Genomic DNA, 18659 nt, shown 5'->3' with positions numbered 1-18659 from the left:
CGAAGGTCTAATTCCCGCAAGCGTTGTCCCGAATCAGCATAAGCTCTGTGTGGAATGTCCGGCAGTCCTCGGTGTTTTCATCGCGGGACGAGCAGAATCCGCAGGAGGAAGTGCATGAGCAAAGCCGTGTGTCGACGGTCCGTGGCACTGTTGGGAGCGCTGGCGCTGGTCGGAGGCGTCAGCGCGACGAGCGGAACGGCCGGTGCGGAGGTCGTGAAGCTGCAAGCGGAACTCAAGGGAAGCAACGAGGTGCCGCCGAACAGCTCGACCGGATCGGGCAAGGCGGAGGCGAGCTACGACACTGAAACGAAGGTCCTGACCTACGTCGTCACCTTTACCGGGCTGACGGGACCGGCGATGGGAGCGCATTTTCACGGCCCCGGCGAGGCCGGAAAGAATGCCGGCATCGCTCTGCCGTTCAAGACGGCGCAAAGCCCGATCCAAGGCAGCGCCACCCTCACCGACGCGCAGGCGGCAGATCTGTTGGGCGGAAAATGGTACGCGAACATTCACACCGCCGCGAACCCAGGCGGTGAGTTGCGCGGTCAGATGATGAAGTGAGGAGCGTGGCGCCCGGTCATTCCGCGGAGGCAAAGGCTCGCCGCTTCAGGACGGTGGTCTGGGCAGGAACGCCAGGATCATCTGTGCGAGCATGACGCCCACGGTGCCTCCTGCCGCCTTCTGCAGCACGTCGAGAAAGCCTGGATCGCGGTCGGGTATGAACGCTTGCATCAGCTCCAGCCCCATGGCGACCGCGATGACGAGCGAGCATGCCAGGCTGAACCGTCCCGGCAGCAGGAACGACAGCAGGAAGCCGAGCAGGCCATAGGCGCTGAAGCGCTCGATCACGACGACCCAATAGGCCTCGTGGTGCCCCAACAGCGCGGGCCGTCCCGACAGCTTCGCCAGCGTGGCATAGACGATCAGCGCCAGACAGATGCTCGCGGCTGTTATGAGGTGGCTCCTGCGCATGGCTCCAACATACAAGCTTGCTCGCCGCTCCGGTTTGAAAGCGGAAAATATCGTTAGAAAGTATCGTTAAAGCCTCGGCGGCTATGAGCGCCGGCCAGTCAGGCCACCAAAGCCGTCGTACCGGATGTCGCCGCGCCCGACTGCGCAACCCGGCGCGACTCGAGGAGCTCATTGAATTTGGCGGCGGGCAGGGGTGGCGCAACCAGATAGCCTTGGCCTTCCTCGACGCCGGAGGCGAGCAATGCGCGTAGCTGCTCCTCGGTCTCGATGCCTTCCGCGACCACGCTCATATTGAGGTCTTTCGCGAGCGCCACCAGCATTTCTACGATCGTGGTCGTCGATGCGTCCACCGTGATCGTGTCCACGAAGAACTTGTCGATCTTGATCGTATCGGCGCCGAGGCCCTTCAGCCGCGACAGTCCGCTATGGCCGACGCCGACGTCGTCGATGGCGACGCGGAAGCCGCGGTCCCGCAGCTCGGCCACGACCGAAGCGGCGCGCGCGAGATCATCCAATTCGTCGCGCTCGGTGATCTCGACCACGATCTGGCGCGCGGAGATGCGTGCGGTCAGAACCGTGCGCCGCAGCGTTTCGACGAAGCCCGCACTCAGGAGGTGCTTGGGCACGACGTTCAGCGACAGCTTGAAATTCTTGTCGGCCCTGAGCAATGGCCTGAGCTCGGTGAGCGCCGATCCCAGGATCTGCCAGGTCATCGCCTGGATGCGTCCGCTGGATTCGGCGAGCGGAATGAAATTCATCGGCGGGACGACCGAGCCATCGCGGCGCAGCCAGCGAACCAGAATCTCGCAACCCTTGATCCGACCGGTCCGGAGGTCGAAGATGGGTTGGTAATATGGCTTGAATTCGCCGGCCGTCAGCGCCCGGTCGAGATCGGCGACTGGCCCCTCCATGCGACGGCTGCGTGCCAGCAGGATACCGAAGATCGCGCCAAGTCCGAGGGCCACTGCGAGCGTAGGCCAATAGGCCTCGTTATTCCAGCTCGACAGCACCGCGTGCTCGAGCTGGATCGTGACATGAAGCGGCAGCCGAGCGGACGTCCGCTCGAAGCTGATCGGCGCCGGCAGAGACTTGCCGGCGTCGGTCTGGAATTCGCCGAGCTTCTCGCCATTGCTCAAGGCGAGGATCACCTGGCTGTGCGCGCGCAGCTCGGCCGGCATGATATCGAACAGGCTGGCATTGATGCCGACAATGGCGACCAGAGCGGAGCTGCCATCGACGTCCCTGAGCACGCCCAAGGCGTCGCCGCCGAACTGCTCGACGCGGAACAGCGAAAGCGTCTTGTCGCGCGAAGGCAGCATGTCGCGGCGGTCCACCCATCCCTTGTCGAATTCGAGCGTCTCGGAATAGGCCGAGCAGATCACCGAGCCGTTCGGCTTGACCAGGCGGACGTCCTTGATCGCCGAGCGCTGGTAGACGTGCAGACGGATGGCTTGCAGCGCCGCCGGCTCGCAGCTGGCGAAATTGCGCCGCGCGAGTTCGTCCAGGCTGCCCGCGGCAAAATCGACGGCAAGCTCCGATCGGCGCAGAACGACCTCGGTCAGCTCGTTGAGCTGATGCGCCTGTTGATGGCGGATGACGGCCTCCGCGGCGAAATGGCCCGCCAGCCCAAACGCCAACATGCTCGCAAGCACGAGCGCCGCAAACGGAAGGCTTGGTCGCAGTAATCTCATCCGGTTTCAGGCGAATTAGGGCAAGGCGAAAATACGAGCAGGCTTGGAGATTGATCCTAGCCAGCGGGGGCTAAGATAGGGTTTAACGGAGGGACCAGCCCGAACGGGCGGCCGCGCAATGCCCTGGCCAATGGTCAGGCGGCTCAGGGCTAGAAACAAGCAGGGAAAGTTGAGCAGTATGATCAGGACGTTAAGCCTCGTCGTGGCGTTGACAATCGGAAGCTCCGTGGCCTCGGCGCAAGGAACCAAGGACCAGCCATCGGGTACTCAGCCCACGTCCGCGACCCGCAGCGGCACGGGCACCAACTCCGGATCGGATACGATGGGCGGAGCCTTCAAGGGAACGGGGACGCCCAGCTACGGAACCAGTCCCGGGATGGGGTCCCAGAAGCGGACGCAGAATTAGGTTGCGGCGGCTGGGCGGGGCACCGCAGGCAACCGCTCAATCGACCCTCACTGTCCGAGACGATGGCGGACGGGAACGACCCAGGGGATAGGAGCAGGGCTACCGCATATGACTTGTGGCGGCGGTCTGCGCGCACGCCTCGTCCTTCGAGACGGCGCTGACGCGCCTCCTCAGGATGAGGCTAATCAGGTCAGTGCCCGTTGAAACTGCTGCCGCGCACTCCGACCTCATCCTGAGGAGCCCGCCTCAAGCGGGCGTCTCGAAGGATGGCCGCAGGGAAAAACTCTCAAATGCGATAGCCCTGGGGATAGGGGCGGCTGGGCCTGTCGATGCGGGGCGTTGCGGACTCGCAGGCGGCCCGCAGCCGGAGCACCACGAAGGCGATGTTGAGCGCCAGCCAGACCAAGATTGCGGAAATGGCAAAGTGGAGCACTGCCAGACCTCGCTGTGAGAGCCGGACCAACATCCCAAGGTTGATTTGGTTCCTCCCACCGCGGCGACGGCTGTGCCGCGCTGCCTGACGCTCCACCGAAAGTCCGAAAGTTCTGTCTTGGCCGGCGGGCTGAAGAAAGCTCAGCGCAGGAATTTGCGAAGCCGCTTTTGCGCTTTGGCCTCCATGACGGCCCGTTGTCTCATCGGCGACATCACTGGACGTTCACTGCAGCGGCCGGCCACGAAGCCGAGGCGAGCGCCGCTGCACTGCTACGATCAGCTCTTCTTAGCCGCCTTCGACTTCAACGAAAGACCAAGCCGCAACGCCATGCGCTTGACCGCATCAGGCGAGCGCCCGAGAGCTTTTGCTGCCTGCTCCAGCGAGGCTGCAGACTTGGCCAGCTCCATGAGCCGGCGATCTTCCTTGAACGACCAGGGCCTGCGCGCCATAACCGAAATGATCCTCTCGTCGACACAACGACAAAGCCGCCAAGCGGACCCATGTTCGCTCGACGGCTTTGCTTGGGTGGGGCCGAGCTTGGGGGAGCCCGGTGAGAGATGGATAAGCAATCGCTGAGAGTTCGCAACAAACAACGCGGGTTAAGCTAACCTCTCAACCTTACCGCGATGAAGTTGCCGCATGACGCTCCGTAGAACAACGGATGCTATGTCGGCACTGGCTTCGCGATGGCAGCCAGATGCCCTTGACGAGGTGTCAGTGCCTGTTCTGCAGATCGCGGCATGCCCCGAGTACCGCGCATTCCACCGTTTCGTTCGAGGCTGCTGCCGCAGTGAACACGGGTTAACATCGTGGGCTGGATATCGCCCTCGAACGATGAGAGATTTCGTCATCCCCTGGGGCTCGTGGTTCTTGCAACGACCAAACTTCAAGCATCACGTTGCACAAACTTCATGTTCCTCTGACAAAACTTTCAGCGCCGATGATCTTGAAGTCGTCACAACATCACGTTGAAATGAGCCGGGAGGAGCGTTCCGATCATTGGGAACATAACAAATGTTTGCAATTCTGGTTTTGATTTCGATCTTTGCAGCCGGCTTTTGCTGCGGCTATGGCGTGCGGGCATGGCGCTCCCGCAAGCGGTCGGCACGATATCGTCTCTATGCGCCCTACACGCCGGCAGCGATGGGCGCCAAGCAGAGCGAGCATCCATCGTAGTGGCTCGACCATGGGCGGATGTGAGCGCAAGCTGATCTCGCCGTGCGGCCCGGTCGGATAACCATGCGCAGTTAGGTTAATGTGATGCGGTTCTTGAGAGCTTCGGAAAGGCAACCTAGAACGTAGCAATTCATGGCGAGACTTTACTTTAGCCGCCTCCATATTTTCGCGGCTCGCATAGGTGGGCGTGAATGGCGTATTTGATTGCGTTGCTGGGCGCGACCTGCGTCCTCGTTTTGATCGCGTTTGTTCGTAGCTTTGAGCGGCGGCTGAAGGATCGCCCAGGGCCATGGATCATGAATGAGGGCCCTGCGCATGACTGATCCAAGGCACAACGCGCCGCGCAGATATTTCGTCGACGCCCAAGGGCATCGTGTGCTGATCGGCCTGTCTCCGGAGGAGACGGCGGAGTTCGAAGCACTGGACCTCGCATCGAACGAGACAGGACCATTCACATCCGAGGTCCGCGCACGGGTAGGCGCCGCTGCGGACGGCGAAGTCCGCTGGCTCGAGCTCTATGCCAGGCACGAGGGAGCTTGGCGGGCATGGATCGCACAAAGCCAGACCGGACGGGCGCCGGATTCAGGATTTGTTAACTACGTCTGACCGATGGTACCCGCCTGGATCTCGTATGTGGGATGGCCCGGATGTTTCAGCTGTTCCTGAGAGCGCGCGCACATAATCTCCTCGGCTCCCGCCGCGAGGACAAAACCTTCAAGGCCCGCTCGGCCGAGCGCGATGCGGAGACCGACCGCGTGCGGATCGGAGCTGTTTTGGCGGCGATCGAAACCGCCTTGCAGGAGGCGGAGAGGGAGCAGGCCGGGCTCAACCGGCGTGTCGACGATGCCCTTGCGCGTGCTTCCGTGACCTTCGGAAACGGCACCGATGAATATCTCGAGCGGGAGGCGCTCGATAATTATCATCAGGATCTCTTCGCGGCCGACATCTCGAACGGCCAGCGCCGGCTCAAGGAATTGGCGAGCACCATTGCTCACTTGAAGTTCGTCAAGACCGCAATGCTCACGCGCTTTCCGGATTTCAAGCCGCCGCAGCTCAACAGCTAGGAGCGCGTCCGAGACGCCCGCTTTCAGCGGGCTCCTCAGGATGAGGACGGAGCGCGCGGCAGCGACAGTTTCAACGGGCACCGTCGCCGATCGGCCTCATCCTGAGGAGGCGCGTTAGCGCCGTCTCGAAGGATGAGGCGCGCGCTCGGAGATGGTGCACAGCCCTGCCGGCCACGCAGGGCAAACGCATGACAATTCGGCACCGCTTTGCCGTTTGGCGCCTCGTTCCTTTTTGGTATGGTTCGGCAAGCATTCACCGACTGAAGGAGCGACGAGGTGCCGGTCAAGAATTTGCGGACATTGGTTGGGCTGGCATGCGCTTTGACCCTGGCGGTGCCGGCGACGGCCTCGGCCATTACCGTCGAAGTGGCGCGGGCATGCGATGCGGCGGTGGCCAAGGCCTTTCCGCCCAGACAAATAGGCAACCCCGCAGCGGGGAGCACCAAGGGAACGGGCAAGGACCAGCGCGAGTACTTCCGGAAATGCGTCGCCAACAACGGCAAGGTCGACGACATGCCGGCGGATGCGCCAAAGGACAACAAGCCGGCCAAGTAAAACGGGAAGGCTGCGTTATCGTCGCGGCGGCGGGCAGGGCGAATAGAACGCGCCGTTGATCGCATTGATGCGCTCGACGCATTGGTTGGGATCGGTGATCGTCCCCGCAACCGTGAAGTCGTAGCCCATGCCCTTGACCAAGACGATGTAGCGGCCGGGCGCGAGCGTGAAGCCGTCCTGCTCCGGTTGCAGCAACAGCATTCTCGACTGGTCGTCGATCGGTCCTACCTTGTAGGGGTAGGACATGCTGCGGATGACCCAGGAATCGCCGGCGCTGACCATGGCCGCTTTCCCGGTCGCATCGACGCCCATGGCGCGGGAGACTTTCGCGATCACCCGAACTTCGGTTCCGCCGGCCTCGACACCCCCATCGGGCCTGAACACGATGAATTTGACATCACCGTCCGGCACTGTGGTCACGCTCGGCGTGTTGATGGCGGCCGAGATCGCGACGCGCCGGTCCGGAATCTTTCCGGGTACCGGCTTCAGCTCATGGAGCTGGCCCTCGCTCAAGGCGTAGACGCCGAACGTCGTCGGCAAAGGCATCGAGGGGTGGGCCGCCGGCGCCGGGCTCTCCGGCGTCCGTTCCGGGGTCTCGCCCGCCGCGGGAGTCGGGGTCGCGGTCGGTTGAGGCTCGGGACTTCCAGGCGTGCGCTCGGAGAGCGGCGCCACCTGCGACAATGCGCTCAGTTGGGTCTTCAGCCGTGGCCAATAGACGATCGCGGTGCCGGCCCCGGCGATCAGCAGCAGGATGGCGCTCAATCGCACCAGCGAATTGAAGGCTCTGCTCCGTTTGGGCTGGTCAAGCGAACGTGGCGGTGCGGCAGGATGGCCCGGCGTCTCGGGAGCCGTCGGAATGGGCGGAGGAACAGGGACGTCGACCAGCGGAGAATTCGCCGCGGAAACTGCGGCAGCCTTTGGCGGTGAAGATATTCCGCTTCGCTCAAAGGACCGTTCGACCTCCCGGATGGCGCGTTCGAGGACTTGCTGGAGCTCTCGCGCTTCCCGCGCATCGGCGTGGGTGAATTGTTCCAGAAGCTTGACGCGAGCCAGCTCGTAGACGACATCCCGCATCTGCCTGGGGTCGCCCGAGACTTCGCGGATCCGCTCCGATAACAGGCGGACGAGTCCGGCCTTGATCTCTTGCGCCTGCGAGGCGTTGGCTGCGGTGTCGCCGGTCTCGGTCATCAAGACCGATCAACTAGCCCGGATAGTGCCGTTCCGCTAGGCTTTTTCACCCCGGACCCCGTTGGTCGCGGTGAAACGCGCTGATGCTCCGGCCCCGCAAAGGTCCTGTGCGATCGTCTCGTAGAGCTTGCTTTTGGGCAGAAACCTGTGACATTTCGACCAGCTCCTTCATCCGGTGTGTGACCATGCGCGGCATTTTGACAGCAATCATGTTTTCGGCCTTTCTGGTTCAGTCTGCTTCGGCACAAGGGACCAAGGACCAGGCCAACACCACGAGCTCCAGCATCGTGACGACACCTGAGAAAAAGAAGCAGACCACTCAGGCTGCCTCTCGACCTACCGCCGTCCGGAACGTGGGGAGCCTTCCCACCGGAAAGGCGGCGCAAGGTGTCTGGAGAGATGGCAAGCTGATTGCCGTGCGTCGATGAGGTCGCGCAAGGAACCGTGATGCCGCCGTGAAGGAACGGTGTTCGCCTCCCTGACGTTCTTGCTCGGGAGATCTGGCATGAAACGCTTAGTCTTGATCACACTCGCGCTTGTGGTGCCTGCCGGCGCCTGGGCCCAGGGCGTCAATGACCCCTCGAGCCCCAATCGCAACGTGATCATCGTCAACCCGTCGCAGCCCGCGCCGCCCAACGCGACGCCGAATATTCCCAGCCGGATCGAGCCGCCTGTGACGAGGGGCGGATACGCCCGTCCCTATTACGGGAATAGAACCCGGGGCAGCGGGTCGAGCCGCCGTTAGTCGCGCTGAACATCCGCCACGAGGCGGAGCGGGCTATTGCGGATTGACCTCGACCTCCAGGGTCGATGTCCCCGGAGCGTGACGGTTCTTGCCCGAGATCAGCAGCGTGAAATTGTCGCTGCCGCGTGCCCCGGCTTCTGCCGAATAGCGGAAGCCGGACCCGACCACCGCCAATTGCCCCCGTGATGGCCCGCTCACGACCGATACCTTGAAGATTTGCATGTACGACCAACGCAGTCCCTGGATGCAGTCGGCTCCAGGCGCGATCGACATCGTCCATTTCACGGTGTCTTGCGACAATTCAAACGGTGTACGCTCCTTGACGCAGGCGGGACTGGCGTGAGCCGTAAGGGCAGGCATGGCGGACATCGCAACGGTAACACTCAACAGCAATACCGGTCCTGCATGCATGCACGGCAACTCCATCAGCGAATGCCGAAGTCTAGCAGCGATGACCTAACGAGGCCTTGGGACCGAGTTATTGTCTTTGAGGCGCTCATCCGAGGCTGATCGCAAATAGGCCGATTATCGGTCGGCCTCTCTCCAGATCATGCCATCCTACCCCCGTTTTGCCCGACGGACCAAGTCGGATTTCGGGAAATTCGTAACCCATTGATTTGGCTGGGGTCGGCTACTGTGCATGGGGTTGTTTTTTCGCTTTTTTGATGGGACGGCCGCGGCGTTCCGAAAATGTTGCAATTGGCGTCCGTATCGGCTGAAGTCGCGGCGCCCTCTGGCTGCCGCTCGGCCCGCTTTGGAGTCATCGGAGTGCGCTCCCTTCGCTGCAAGTCCCTGTCAGACCGCCGGACACTGGCGCGCGCGCCGGTTCGGGCGGCCATGGCGGTTGCGGTCGGATTGGCTCTCTATGCCTCACCGCTGTCATGCCGTGCCCAGACCGAGCCGGAGCCGTCCATCAACGACTATCTTCCGTCGAGCGAGCCGGAAGTCTCGCGCGGCGAATGGCGGCAGCGCATCGAGGATGCGCGGCGCCGTGCCAAGGAGGTCGCGCGCGACCGGCGCGATCATCCGGAGCTCTACAAGCCGATTCCGGAAGATCCGGACCTCGTCGCGACCGAACGCCTGCTTCGCGACGACAGCCTGCAGCGAGGCGACATCGTCGCCACCAAGAAGGGCATGTTCGTGTACCAGGGGCGATCCGACCAGCCGCGCCGCGATCAGCATTTCGTGCCGGTCACCCCGAAATCGGCGCCCTGAGTTAGTACCGCCGCAAGATCTCGTTGAATTTGGGATCTGTCACTTTGGTCGTCTCCAGCAGCAGCGACTTGCCTTGCGGAGTTGCCTGCACATAGGCCGCGATCAGCAGCGGCTCGTAACGCGAGCGGTTGGCCAGCGCCGACCGGATGTCGGATTGCGCCAGCAGCTTGATCTCCTCGTCGGTTGCAGCGGCGCTCGAAGTCACGGTGCGGACGCGTGAGAAGGCAACATCGATCGGCACCGACCCGGTCAGATAGGACATCTTCACCGCGGGCGTGACCGCTTCGCCGGCCTGGGCCTGGAGCGTGCCGAGCGTGAGCCAGAGCGCCGGCCTGATCGGCGAGACTTTCAAGGCCACGACGACAGCGGCTTGGACCGCCTTGCTCTCGCTGGCCCTTCCGCTTGCGTCGGTCGACGGACGGTGCAGAACGTCGGCGGCCATCGCCGCTGCATAATTTGCCAGGAGGTCGCCATCCCACGAGAAAGACGCCAGGCTACCTGCGGCCTTAAGCTTGGTCTTGTCCGGCGGAATCTCGCCCGAGAACAAGTCGCGGGCGCGAAAGTCCGGCCGTACCAGATCGCCATAGAACGTCATGCCGGCGTGGAGCGCCAGCGCGATCGCGGTCAGGATACCAATGGCGCGAAGCGTCATCACCGAAGTTGCGGCCCAAGCTTTCAAATTGCGAGAAGACTATCGCCTTGGATCGTCAACAGCGTCAAGTTGCCGGTCGCATACGCGCCGGTGTCGATGTTGATGCGGTTCGGTCGGATATCGGGCGCGCTGACCGGCGTGTGACCGTGAACGATGTATTTGCCGAACCGCTCCTCGGATGCCAGGAATTCCTCGCGGATCCAGAGCAGGTCCTCATCCTTCTGCCGATCGAGCGCGACGCCAGGCTTGACGCCGGCATGGACGAAGAAGAAGTCGCCGCAGGTAAAGGACGAGGGCAATTGCTGCAGGAAGGCGAGGTGCTCGGGCGGGATCGCGCGCCTCAGTCCTTCGATCAGCTCGACCTGCTGTTCCGCGGACGGATTCATGGTCGGCGTGACGCCGTAGGAGACCAGGGTCAGGAGGCCGCCATAGTGGCGCCACTCCTGCAGGCGGGCGGGGTCCTTGAGCACCTCGAGCAGGAAGACCTCGTGATTGCCCTTCAGACACACGGTCTCGTGCGACTTCGAGCGTTCGATCAAGAGATCAAGAACGCCGCGCGAGTCCGGGCCGCGGTCGACAAAGTCGCCGAGAAAGACCTGAATGGCGCGTTGGGGGGCCGAGCGGGCCAAGTCGGCGTCGATCACGGTTAACAGCGATTGAAGCAAGTCGGCGCGGCCATGCACGTCGCCGATCGCATAGACGCGAACGCCGTCGGGGAGCCGCGGCTTGGTCTTCTTGCGAAAGCGTGAGGAAAGGCCCATCAGGTCGGTCGAATCGCATCCAGCGTCACGAGCGGAACGTCGTGACCGCTCTTAGCAGAACAAGTCACGCATCGGTATTCTTAATTGTCCCTGACCGAGGCGCCCGCATTTTGATTAAAGCACTGCGCGGCCTTTGAGCCGTATTTCAAGAGGTCTCGCGTAGCGTCTCCCCAACAAGAACGGGGAGCGCGAGATGCGCAAAATTGCAAAGTTCCTGGCGGCCGTCGCCGCCATCGTCGTCGCTGCGGGGATGCAGCGGAGCGCGGAAGCCGCCTTTGTCGGCGCGCCCCTGGGGCTGCGCGGCGCGATCCAGTACATCAAGTTCGACCAGCCGACGCTGGCGCCGATGGCGTTCACGCTGTTTTGCCTGAAGTACAAGGACGAGTGCAAGCCGCGGCCGCAGCAGATCGTGTTCCGCGGCGGCCGCCTGAAGCTCACCGCCGAGCGCGTCGCGCAAATGCAAGAGGTCAACCAGCGGGTCAATGCCGCGATCCGTCCCGAGCCCAACCTGGAAGGCCTGCGCGGCGAAAAATGGCTGCTGCATCCGGCAAGCGGCGACTGCAACGACTATGCCGTGACAAAACGCCACGATTTGATCGCCAAGGGCTTTCCGGCGCGCTCGGTTCTGCTGAGCGAGGTCGTCACCACCTGGGGCGAGCATCATCTCGTCGTCGTGGTGCGCACCTTCTCCGGCGATCTCGTGCTGGACAATCTCTCCGGCCACATCACGCCGTGGTCGAAGAAGCCCTATCGCTGGGTCCGCATCCAGTCGCCCAAGAACCCGACCTACTGGGCCTCGCTCGGCGACCGCGCGGTCTAATCAACCGCGCTCTATCGTGATCCGGATTGGCTGACGCTCTGCGACAGTCCGAGGCCCACGATCACCGCAAGACAGAGGATTGCTGCCGGGTGCAGCAATCCGGGACCTGCAAAGCTCTGAACCAGTGCGAAGAGGACGCAGGCCGCGGCCGAAGCGGGAAAGAACGAGTCGCGTCCGCGCTGCAGGGCGCCGAAGAACAGGCGAACCAAAGCCAATAGGCTCACCGCGATCATGGCGATCAAGCCGACCCACCCCATCCCTGCGAACACGGAAATGGCCGCCGAGGGCGTGGTCAGGACGGCGCTGGCATCGCTCTGATAGATCCTGCCCACCGCAGCAAAAGTCCCGGCACCGGCGCCGAACCATCGTGTGTCGGCCAACATCCGCTCGAACGCGGCCTTCGTTTCGGCCCCCATCTCCGGGACGAGCCGCAGGAGGATCGGTCCGGAGCTCTTCTCGAACAGGAAGGTCAGCACGATCGCCGCGCCGGCCAGAGCTGCTATCGACAACGCGCTCGCGGCCAATGGCGACAGATCCAGTCTGCGGATGACGAGAATCAGCAGGATCAGCACGACGCCAAAGGCCGCTGCGATCGCGCTGTTCGTCCCTGATAACCCGAAGATCGCAGCGGCACTGACCAAGGCTCCGACGAGACCGCAAAGTCCGATCGCGACCGAGCGAACGACCGAATGATGCGTCTCCGCCCGTTCGGCGGCGAGCTGCATCACTGCCAGATTGAGCATGAGGCCGAGCCCGGCCAGGCTCGTCGTGAGGTCATGGGGGACGGTTGCAGCAAGCGCCGGCGAGAGCCGATGTAGGTCCAACATCAAGGCGGAGATCGCGGTGACCCCGCTCAGCACGAACAGAACGAGCTCGGCACGGATGCGGTTGCGGACAACCAGGATCGCGACGCCGAGCAACGAGATTGCGGCAAGCGCCAGCAGCAGCGCATTCACCGTCAGGCCGATATCGGCCGTGATCGGTCCGAGCGAGAGGCCACCGATCACCTCGTGGGCGCTGGTCCAGATCGGATGAGCAAAGCGCAGCGGAAGCGGAGCAAGCTGGGCCGCGATGCACAGCGGAATGGCCACCAGGATCCAGCGGCCCCAGGAGGTGGCACGGACATAATGCTCGTAGTCGGCCTTTCGCGCGCTGAAGGCGGCCGCCAGCAAGCCTAGCGCTGCGGCCAGCGTCCCGAGCTGCGCCCCGAACGTGGCGCCGGCGATGTCGAGAGCGGAAGCGGAAACGACGGAGACGATGAGGGCAAAATAAGCGAGGGACAAACGGCGCGCTCGAAGGAATCCTGAAACGGTCAGGTCACCATACAAGCGGGCGGTGCGTTTTCAAACCGAGGCCTGCGCCGTGATCAGCGGGTGGCCTTGACCGCTCGACCGAAGACGCGGGTGGCGCGTGCGGCGGCAAGGGCAAAGCGCGCCCCCGAACCGAAGAGGTAACCGCCCTGGAGGGCGATGGCGGCGAACACCGCAGCCCTCATGCCTTCAAGGAAGCCAAGGCTGGTCATCATGCTGACCGGCAGCATGGTGAGCACCAGTGCAAATGTGACCGGCAGGAGCACGAACACGCGAAAGCGCTGGCCCAGCACGGCACCTACCAGAAAGCTGAAAATCAAAAAGGCGGTCATCCGAAACACTCCCCCGTGCTTCGGACCCTAGGTTCCCCACCTTAAAAAGACCCTTAAGTTGTATGGCTAAATTTGGCCTATTGGCCGCAATTTGCCAGCAGCGAATTGTAGGCTTCGCGCAAGCCATTCAGCGCCACCAGTCCCTTGATCTCGCTGTCGCTTTCCCTGACCACCACGGACAGTGAGGCCGTGGTCTGCCACTTGCCCGCGGCAAAGGCCGAGACCTCGTCCGGCAACAGCACGGCGGCGCCCGCGGCCGCCATGCTGCCCTCGAAGCTCAAGGTGCCGCCGCCGCTCGCGGCGATGGTCACCTTGGGGCGGCTGCGGGGCGGGAAGGGCCGGATCAAGGCCACCAGCACATCGACCTTGCCCTTCGGCGCGCAGCGGACGATCAGGCCGGCGAAGTCCGGGTCCGACTGGGTCGTGTCCGCGGTCTTCATGATCGCGGCGAAGCTCTCGCCGTCCTTGGCCCCCTGGGTCCGGGTAAATTTCCAAACGGAAGTGGACGCAGACCCGGCGACCTCAACCACCGCCGCGCCGCGACACCACCCCACGGCGCTGCCAGGGCAGGCGACGGTGGGGCCGGATGCGCGATCGGCGGCGCCAAGGAGGGAGCCCGCCAACAGCGGGATCAGAAGGAGGCCAGACACGGGGAGTTCCTATCTTCAACACCCCAGAGTTAGCAGAGGGCGGAGCGGTCAAGAAGCCTTGCGCTCGACACACTGAGCCCTCGACTGGGGCGATCTGCTCTCGAACTGAGCACACGAAATACAACAAATAGTCACAAAGGGTTAAACCAAGCCCCAAAGAGTGGCCCACACGCAACACTGGCCGACGGATTGCTCCGTTAACCACCGGGAACACTTGTCGCACCACCCCCTAGGCCGTACCAATTTACGTCAATTGGGGACCCTCGGGCGCGATTCATGTCATCTATTGCCAAGACCTATGTGTTGAAGCCAGCGTTCCTGGCCGCCGCTTTAGCGCTCGGGGCCTGCTCGACCAATCCCGGCTCGGGGCCGCTCACCGACGACGTCAACAACAAGATCCAGACGGAAAACGCGCCGGCCTACGAGCTGGTGCCGCTCAATCCGGCCACGGTGAAGATCCTGCACACCCATGAGCCCAAGGGACTCGCCGGCGTGTTCACCGATCGTCGTCCGCCCGCCAGCATCGTGTTCGGCATCGGCGACGTCGTCAGCGTCACCATCTTCGAAGCCGCGGCAGGCGGTCTGTTCATCCCGGCCGAAGCCGGCGTCCGTCCGGGTAATTATGTGACGATCCCGGATCAGTCGGTCGACAATGACGGCTTCATCACCGTGCCCTATGCCGGGCAGATCAAGGCCGCGGGCCTGACGGCGGTCCAAATCCAGCGCGCCATCGTCGAGAGGATCGGCAACCGCGCCATCGAGCCGCAGGCGGTCGTGGCGATGTCCTCGCAGCGCACCCAGCTGATCAGCGTGCTCGGCGAGGTCAATTCGCCGGCGCGTTATCCGGCGAGCGCGGCGGGTGCGAAGGATCGCGTACTCGATGCGATCACCCGCGCCGGCGGCATCAAGGGCCAGGGCTTCGAGACCTGGGTCATGCTAGAGCGTGGCGGACGGCGGGCCACCGTGCCGTTCGAGAATCTCGTGATGGCGCCCGAGAACAACGTCTATGTGCGCCCCGACGACAGCATCTACGTCTATCGCGAGCAGCAGAAGTTCATGGCGTTCGGCGCCAGCGGCCAGAGCGGCGAGTTCAACTTCGACGCCTGGCGCATCAACCTCGGCGAAGCCGTCGGCAAGGCCGGCGGTCTCCTGGACGGCCAGGCCGATCCGGCTGCCGTGTATCTCTATCGCCGCGAGCCGCGCGAGGTTGCGGCCCAGCTCGGCATCGACGTGAGCAAGTACACCTCGGAGACGATCCCGGTCATCTTCAACGTGAACTTCCGCGATCCGGGCGGCTTCTTCCTGGCCACCAAGGTCATGATGAAGAACGGCGACATCATCTACGTCTCGAACTCGCGCAACGTCGAAGTTGCCAAGTTCCTGCAGTACATGCGCGTGATCATGGCGACCGGCAGCGATGCCATCAATCTTGGCAACGACGCGCTGATCTTCCGCAACAACATCAAGCTGGCGCCGTAAGACGCCGACTTGACCGACCTAAGACGATGGCACCGGGGCTTTGTCCCGGTGCCATTTTCGTTTAGCGATCCAATCGGTATTGTCGCCGGGCCGGCGGGCAGGTTCGGATGAAGGCGTCACCGAGTAGGACGCGCCCGCCACTGGTCTCCGCGCTGCTGCAAGGGGCTTCATGCGCTTTCGAAGATTTTGCCATCTTCTGGCTCTCGTCCCGCTCGCCTTCGCCCTCGCACCGGCCGAGCCGGTGCTCGGCGCTGCCGCCGAGATGGGCGTCCGCCATCGCATCGACGTGATGGTTTCCGCCGAGCCTGACGCTCCCGTCCTGTCGCGCCTCAAGGGAGCCAGGGGCGAGCTGTCCTTCACCGTCCGCCTCTCGGCGAACTCCAAGGAGAGCAAGTTCTTCGGCATGCTGCGCCCGTCCTTCCCCGACATCGTCGTGCCCGATGGCGCTGGCAAGCCGCTGGTGCAGCAGACCAAGCTGTGGGAGGAGGACGTCTGCCATCAGCGCCGCGGCCTGCCGAAGGTCACCGTGACCCAGCTCGGCGGGCATTTTGCGCAAGGTGAGGGGCGGATCGAGATTTCCGCCATCAACCGGCACATCGGCGTTCTGGTCCCGCCCGACGAATTAACCCCCGGAATAAAACTCGATCAGGGGAGTGATAGCTTTGGACTATTCTATGCGTTCCGCGCGCAGACCCGGAACAGCCGCCTCAACGTGGATCTGAAGATCTATCCGATCGATTGCTTCCTCTAGGCGCGAGCAAGGCTCGCAAGACATGACGATGCGCCTTTGGCTTCCCAAGATTCGCTGCTCATGGAGCTTGCCCGCGGCCTTCATCCTGTTCTTCGTGGCCGCCGCCGCGCCGTTTCCGTTCGGCTCGACCAATGATCTGTCGATCGCGTTCTGGTGCCTGTGCCTCGGGATCGCGGTGATCTTCGCGACGACGCGTGATCTGCGCCGGCCACATCTCTGGCTGCTCGCCGGCATCGGCGTGATCGTGGCCGCCTATGCCTTCGTGCTGCACGAGCAGCTCTCCGACCATCCCTTCCTCGCGCCGTTCCAGCCGATCTGGAAGCAGGCCTCCGATCTGCTCGGCGTGCCGATCGCCCCGTCGGCCTCGATCGTCAAGAACGAGGCGTTCTTCGCGCTCGGCGCGCCGCTCGCCAACATCCTCGCCATCGTGCTCGGCATCACCGTCGGCGCCGATCGGATGCGCGCGCGTCGCCTGCTCTGGGTGATCGCGATCTCGGGCGCGGCTTACGCGCTCTATGGCGTCGCTTCGTTCCTGATCGAGCCGACCATGATCCTGTGGCGAGACAAGACGGCGTATCTCGGCAGCGTCACCGGCACCTTCATCAACCGCAACACGGCGGCGGCCTATTTCGGCTCGGCTGCGGTGATCTGGATGCTGCTGATCCTGGAGGACGTCCGCCGCCGCTTGCCGGAGCGGCACATCGAATGGCGGCGTCTGTCGCTCGACCTGCGTGCGATCCCGCCAAGAGAGATCCTGCCGCAGCTCGCATGCCTCTTGATCTGCCTGATGGCGATGTTCATGACGACCTCGCGCGCCGGCGTTGGCCTGTCGCTGCTCGCGATGATCGTCGCGTTCACGATCTTCCTGCGGAAAGACCTGCCGCCGCGCACCGGCATCTGGATTTCGCTCGGCTCGGGCCTTGCGGTGGCGCTCGGCCTGTTGCAGCTGCTGGGCGGCCGCGTCTCCAGCCGCTTCGACAGCCAGGGCCTGGTCGACGAGGGCCGCATCGAGGCCTGGAAATCGACGCTGAAAATCATCGGCGACAACCCCTGGTTCGGCACCGGCATGGGCACCTTCCAATGGGCCTTCCCGCCGTACCGCAGCCCCAACATCTCGATTCGCGGCGTCTGGGATGCCGCGCATTCGACGCCGCTGGAGCTTGCCTCCGAGGTAGGCATCCCGATGGCGCTGCTGGTGGCGCTCGGCTGGGCCGTCATGCTGCTCGTGCTGGCGCGGGGCGTGTTCGGGCGACGGCGCGACGTTATCATCCCGCTTTCCGCCGCGGCCACCGCGACGCTCTCGCTGCTGCATTCGTGCCTCGACTTCACGTTGCAGGTGCCCGGCTACAGCATTCCGTTCTTTGCGCTTTTCGGCGCAGGCCTGTCGCAGTCGTTCTCGAGCCGGGAGGGCCGCCAAGCGGCCGATACTGTCGCCACCGCACCGCGAGCCGAGGGCCGCTCCGCAACCGCGGCGCCAGCCCCGCTCGCGCGGCCCGAGCATCGCAAAAGTGTCTAGATTTGAAGCAGTTGCGCCGTTTACGAAGTCTTTAGAATAAGTGGACAGCTCTTTTCAGTTCCGCTAGGTTCCTGCACTGCACAGCCATTTGCCCGGGCCGAGGAATCGGGGCAGCTGTTTTTTTTTGGAGGTTGATTTATGAACGTTATCCGCATCGCGCTTCGCATGGCTGCTGCCGCGGCCGTCGCCGCGACCATCGCCACGGCCGCCAGCGCCGCGGTTTACCCGCCGCAGCGCCAGCTGCCGGCCACCGTCATTTCCGACTTCAAGGCCGCTCCTAACAGCCTGCTGCAGCAATATCCGACCGGCGGCCCGCAGCTAATCTCGCGCGTGCGCGACCTCGGCGCCTCCGACCCGACCACGCTGCCCGGCTTAATCGCGCTGCTCAAGGATCCTGCGACCACCAAGGACCAGATGCGCGCGATCGTTGCCGGCCTCGCCCAGGTCGCCCGCATGGCTGCGCAGCAGGACCAGGCCTATGCCAATGAGATCCAGACCGCGATCGCCGGCACCGGCAACCCCGACGTGATCGCAGCCTATCAGGCCGCGACCGGCGACGTCGCGATCGCCGCGACCGGCGGTGGCGGTGCCGGTGGCGGCGGCAGCGGCTCGGGCGGACCGACCGGCACCAGCGGCTTTGCGACCGGCGGTGGCGGCGGTGGCACGGTCTTCGGCAACAACACGACTGCCAATAACGGCACCGGCACTGGCAGCGGTTCCGTCGGCGGCACCACTGTCAATCAGGTGAGCCCACGCTGAGCGTGGATCAGTGAAGTCCTTGTGAACCTTCCTGCAGAGCGGCGCCATCGAGCGCCGCTTTTACGTTCGGGTCGTTAACGTTCACGCGAATTGTCGGGCGAAAGCTGCGTTGCACTGCGTCAACGGCGTTCAACTCCAGATGGCCTTGTGCTACCTTGCGTACGGTGACAGGGCACGAGGCTTG

Annotated in this window: 23 protein-coding genes; 12 read left to right on the top strand and 11 right to left on the bottom strand. The window is 63.7% G+C overall.

Annotated features, from left to right (window positions below; translation table 11 throughout):
- Positions 1-114: 114 nt before the first annotated feature.
- The gene (locus AB7M16_RS12245; protein WP_172785733.1) at positions 115-561 is read left to right on the top strand and encodes a CHRD domain-containing protein; all 447 of its coding nucleotides are present in this window, start codon (positions 115-117) and stop codon (positions 559-561) included.
- Positions 562-606: 45 nt separating this feature from the next.
- Here AB7M16_RS12245 and AB7M16_RS12240 read toward each other — a convergent pair whose 3' ends face one another.
- The 4 genes from AB7M16_RS12240 to AB7M16_RS12225 all read right to left on the bottom strand — a co-directional run bounded on the left by AB7M16_RS12240 (position 607) and on the right by AB7M16_RS12225 (position 3951).
- Positions 607-972, bottom strand: a complete 366-nt coding sequence (locus tag AB7M16_RS12240; RefSeq protein WP_172785734.1) for a VanZ family protein — start codon at positions 970-972, stop codon at positions 607-609.
- 98 nt (positions 973-1070) lie between these two features.
- Positions 1071-2663 (bottom strand): EAL domain-containing protein, encoded by a 1593-nt coding sequence (locus tag AB7M16_RS12235; protein WP_453944052.1) that lies wholly within the window; start codon positions 2661-2663, stop codon positions 1071-1073.
- Positions 2664-3355: 692 nt separating this feature from the next.
- Positions 3356-3502: a hypothetical protein gene (locus AB7M16_RS12230; protein WP_453944051.1), complete on the bottom strand. Its 147-nt coding sequence runs from the start codon at positions 3500-3502 to the stop codon at positions 3356-3358.
- Between the two features lie 275 nt (positions 3503-3777).
- The gene (locus AB7M16_RS12225; RefSeq protein ID WP_271502031.1) at positions 3778-3951 is read right to left on the bottom strand and encodes a hypothetical protein; all 174 of its coding nucleotides are present in this window, start codon (positions 3949-3951) and stop codon (positions 3778-3780) included.
- A 565-nt stretch (positions 3952-4516) separates the two neighbouring features.
- Here AB7M16_RS12225 and AB7M16_RS12220 point away from each other — a divergent pair.
- The 4 genes from AB7M16_RS12220 to AB7M16_RS12205 all read left to right on the top strand — a co-directional run bounded on the left by AB7M16_RS12220 (position 4517) and on the right by AB7M16_RS12205 (position 6297).
- Entirely contained in the window at positions 4517-4678 is a 162-nt protein-coding gene (locus AB7M16_RS12220; protein ID WP_172785737.1) for a hypothetical protein, read from the top strand.
- A gap of 315 nt (positions 4679-4993) precedes the next feature.
- The gene (locus AB7M16_RS12215) at positions 4994-5284 is read left to right on the top strand and encodes a hypothetical protein (RefSeq protein ID WP_453944050.1); all 291 of its coding nucleotides are present in this window, start codon (positions 4994-4996) and stop codon (positions 5282-5284) included.
- A gap of 41 nt (positions 5285-5325) precedes the next feature.
- Positions 5326-5742 (top strand): hypothetical protein, encoded by a 417-nt coding sequence (locus AB7M16_RS12210; protein WP_172785739.1) that lies wholly within the window; start codon positions 5326-5328, stop codon positions 5740-5742.
- A 276-nt stretch (positions 5743-6018) separates the two neighbouring features.
- Entirely contained in the window at positions 6019-6297 is a 279-nt protein-coding gene (locus AB7M16_RS12205; protein ID WP_257187486.1) for a hypothetical protein, read from the top strand.
- A 15-nt stretch (positions 6298-6312) separates the two neighbouring features.
- On the opposite strand, the gene AB7M16_RS12200 is transcribed toward AB7M16_RS12205, so the two are convergent.
- Entirely contained in the window at positions 6313-7485 is a 1173-nt protein-coding gene (locus AB7M16_RS12200) for a hypothetical protein (RefSeq protein WP_453944049.1), read from the bottom strand.
- A gap of 505 nt (positions 7486-7990) precedes the next feature.
- Between AB7M16_RS12200 and AB7M16_RS12195 the strand changes: the two genes are divergently transcribed.
- Positions 7991-8230 carry a hypothetical protein gene (locus AB7M16_RS12195; protein WP_172785741.1) on the top strand — a complete coding sequence of 80 codons (240 nt, stop codon included), beginning with the start codon at positions 7991-7993 and terminating at the stop codon, positions 8228-8230.
- Between the two features lie 33 nt (positions 8231-8263).
- Here AB7M16_RS12195 and AB7M16_RS12190 read toward each other — a convergent pair whose 3' ends face one another.
- On the bottom strand, positions 8264-8641 hold the full coding sequence (locus tag AB7M16_RS12190; protein ID WP_439364463.1) for a hypothetical protein: 378 nt from the start codon (positions 8639-8641) through the stop codon (positions 8264-8266).
- A gap of 426 nt (positions 8642-9067) precedes the next feature.
- Here AB7M16_RS12190 and AB7M16_RS12185 point away from each other — a divergent pair, with 426 nt between their 5' ends.
- Positions 9068-9445 (top strand): hypothetical protein, encoded by a 378-nt coding sequence (locus tag AB7M16_RS12185; protein WP_453944048.1) that lies wholly within the window; start codon positions 9068-9070, stop codon positions 9443-9445.
- A gap of 1 nt (position 9446) precedes the next feature.
- On the opposite strand, the gene AB7M16_RS12180 is transcribed toward AB7M16_RS12185, so the two are convergent.
- Entirely contained in the window at positions 9447-10097 is a 651-nt protein-coding gene (locus tag AB7M16_RS12180; RefSeq protein WP_453944047.1) for a hypothetical protein, read from the bottom strand.
- Between the two features lie 23 nt (positions 10098-10120).
- Entirely contained in the window at positions 10121-10858 is a 738-nt protein-coding gene (locus AB7M16_RS12175) for a metallophosphoesterase family protein (RefSeq protein ID WP_172785745.1), read from the bottom strand.
- A gap of 193 nt (positions 10859-11051) precedes the next feature.
- Here AB7M16_RS12175 and AB7M16_RS12170 point away from each other — a divergent pair, with 193 nt between their 5' ends.
- Complete coding sequence (locus AB7M16_RS12170) at positions 11052-11678, top strand: transglutaminase-like cysteine peptidase (RefSeq protein ID WP_453944046.1); 627 nt, start codon at positions 11052-11054, stop codon at positions 11676-11678.
- 11 nt (positions 11679-11689) lie between these two features.
- On the opposite strand, the gene AB7M16_RS12165 is transcribed toward AB7M16_RS12170, so the two are convergent.
- From AB7M16_RS12165 to AB7M16_RS12155, 3 genes are all read right to left on the bottom strand, one after another.
- Positions 11690-12961 (bottom strand): hypothetical protein, encoded by a 1272-nt coding sequence (locus AB7M16_RS12165; protein ID WP_453944045.1) that lies wholly within the window; start codon positions 12959-12961, stop codon positions 11690-11692.
- A gap of 83 nt (positions 12962-13044) precedes the next feature.
- Positions 13045-13320, bottom strand: coding sequence for a hypothetical protein (locus AB7M16_RS12160; RefSeq protein ID WP_453944044.1), 276 nt, complete (start codon positions 13318-13320; stop codon positions 13045-13047).
- A gap of 77 nt (positions 13321-13397) precedes the next feature.
- Entirely contained in the window at positions 13398-13970 is a 573-nt protein-coding gene (locus tag AB7M16_RS12155) for a hypothetical protein (RefSeq protein WP_453944043.1), read from the bottom strand.
- 276 nt (positions 13971-14246) lie between these two features.
- Here AB7M16_RS12155 and AB7M16_RS12150 point away from each other — a divergent pair, with 276 nt between their 5' ends.
- The 4 genes from AB7M16_RS12150 (at position 14247) to AB7M16_RS12135 (ending at position 18475) form a co-directional block, all read left to right on the top strand.
- Positions 14247-15449, top strand: coding sequence for a polysaccharide biosynthesis/export family protein (locus AB7M16_RS12150; RefSeq protein ID WP_172785749.1), 1203 nt, complete (start codon positions 14247-14249; stop codon positions 15447-15449).
- A 169-nt stretch (positions 15450-15618) separates the two neighbouring features.
- On the top strand, positions 15619-16200 hold the full coding sequence (locus AB7M16_RS12145; RefSeq protein WP_246708835.1) for a hypothetical protein: 582 nt from the start codon (positions 15619-15621) through the stop codon (positions 16198-16200).
- A 22-nt stretch (positions 16201-16222) separates the two neighbouring features.
- Positions 16223-17716 (top strand): O-antigen ligase family protein, encoded by a 1494-nt coding sequence (locus AB7M16_RS12140; protein ID WP_453944042.1) that lies wholly within the window; start codon positions 16223-16225, stop codon positions 17714-17716.
- A 138-nt stretch (positions 17717-17854) separates the two neighbouring features.
- Positions 17855-18475, top strand: a complete 621-nt coding sequence (locus AB7M16_RS12135) for a hypothetical protein (RefSeq protein ID WP_453944041.1) — start codon at positions 17855-17857, stop codon at positions 18473-18475.
- Positions 18476-18659 lie beyond the last annotated feature (184 nt).

Source organism: Bradyrhizobium sp. USDA 372 (genome assembly GCF_053629095.1).
This window is presented reverse-complemented; position numbering and strand designations above follow the sequence as displayed.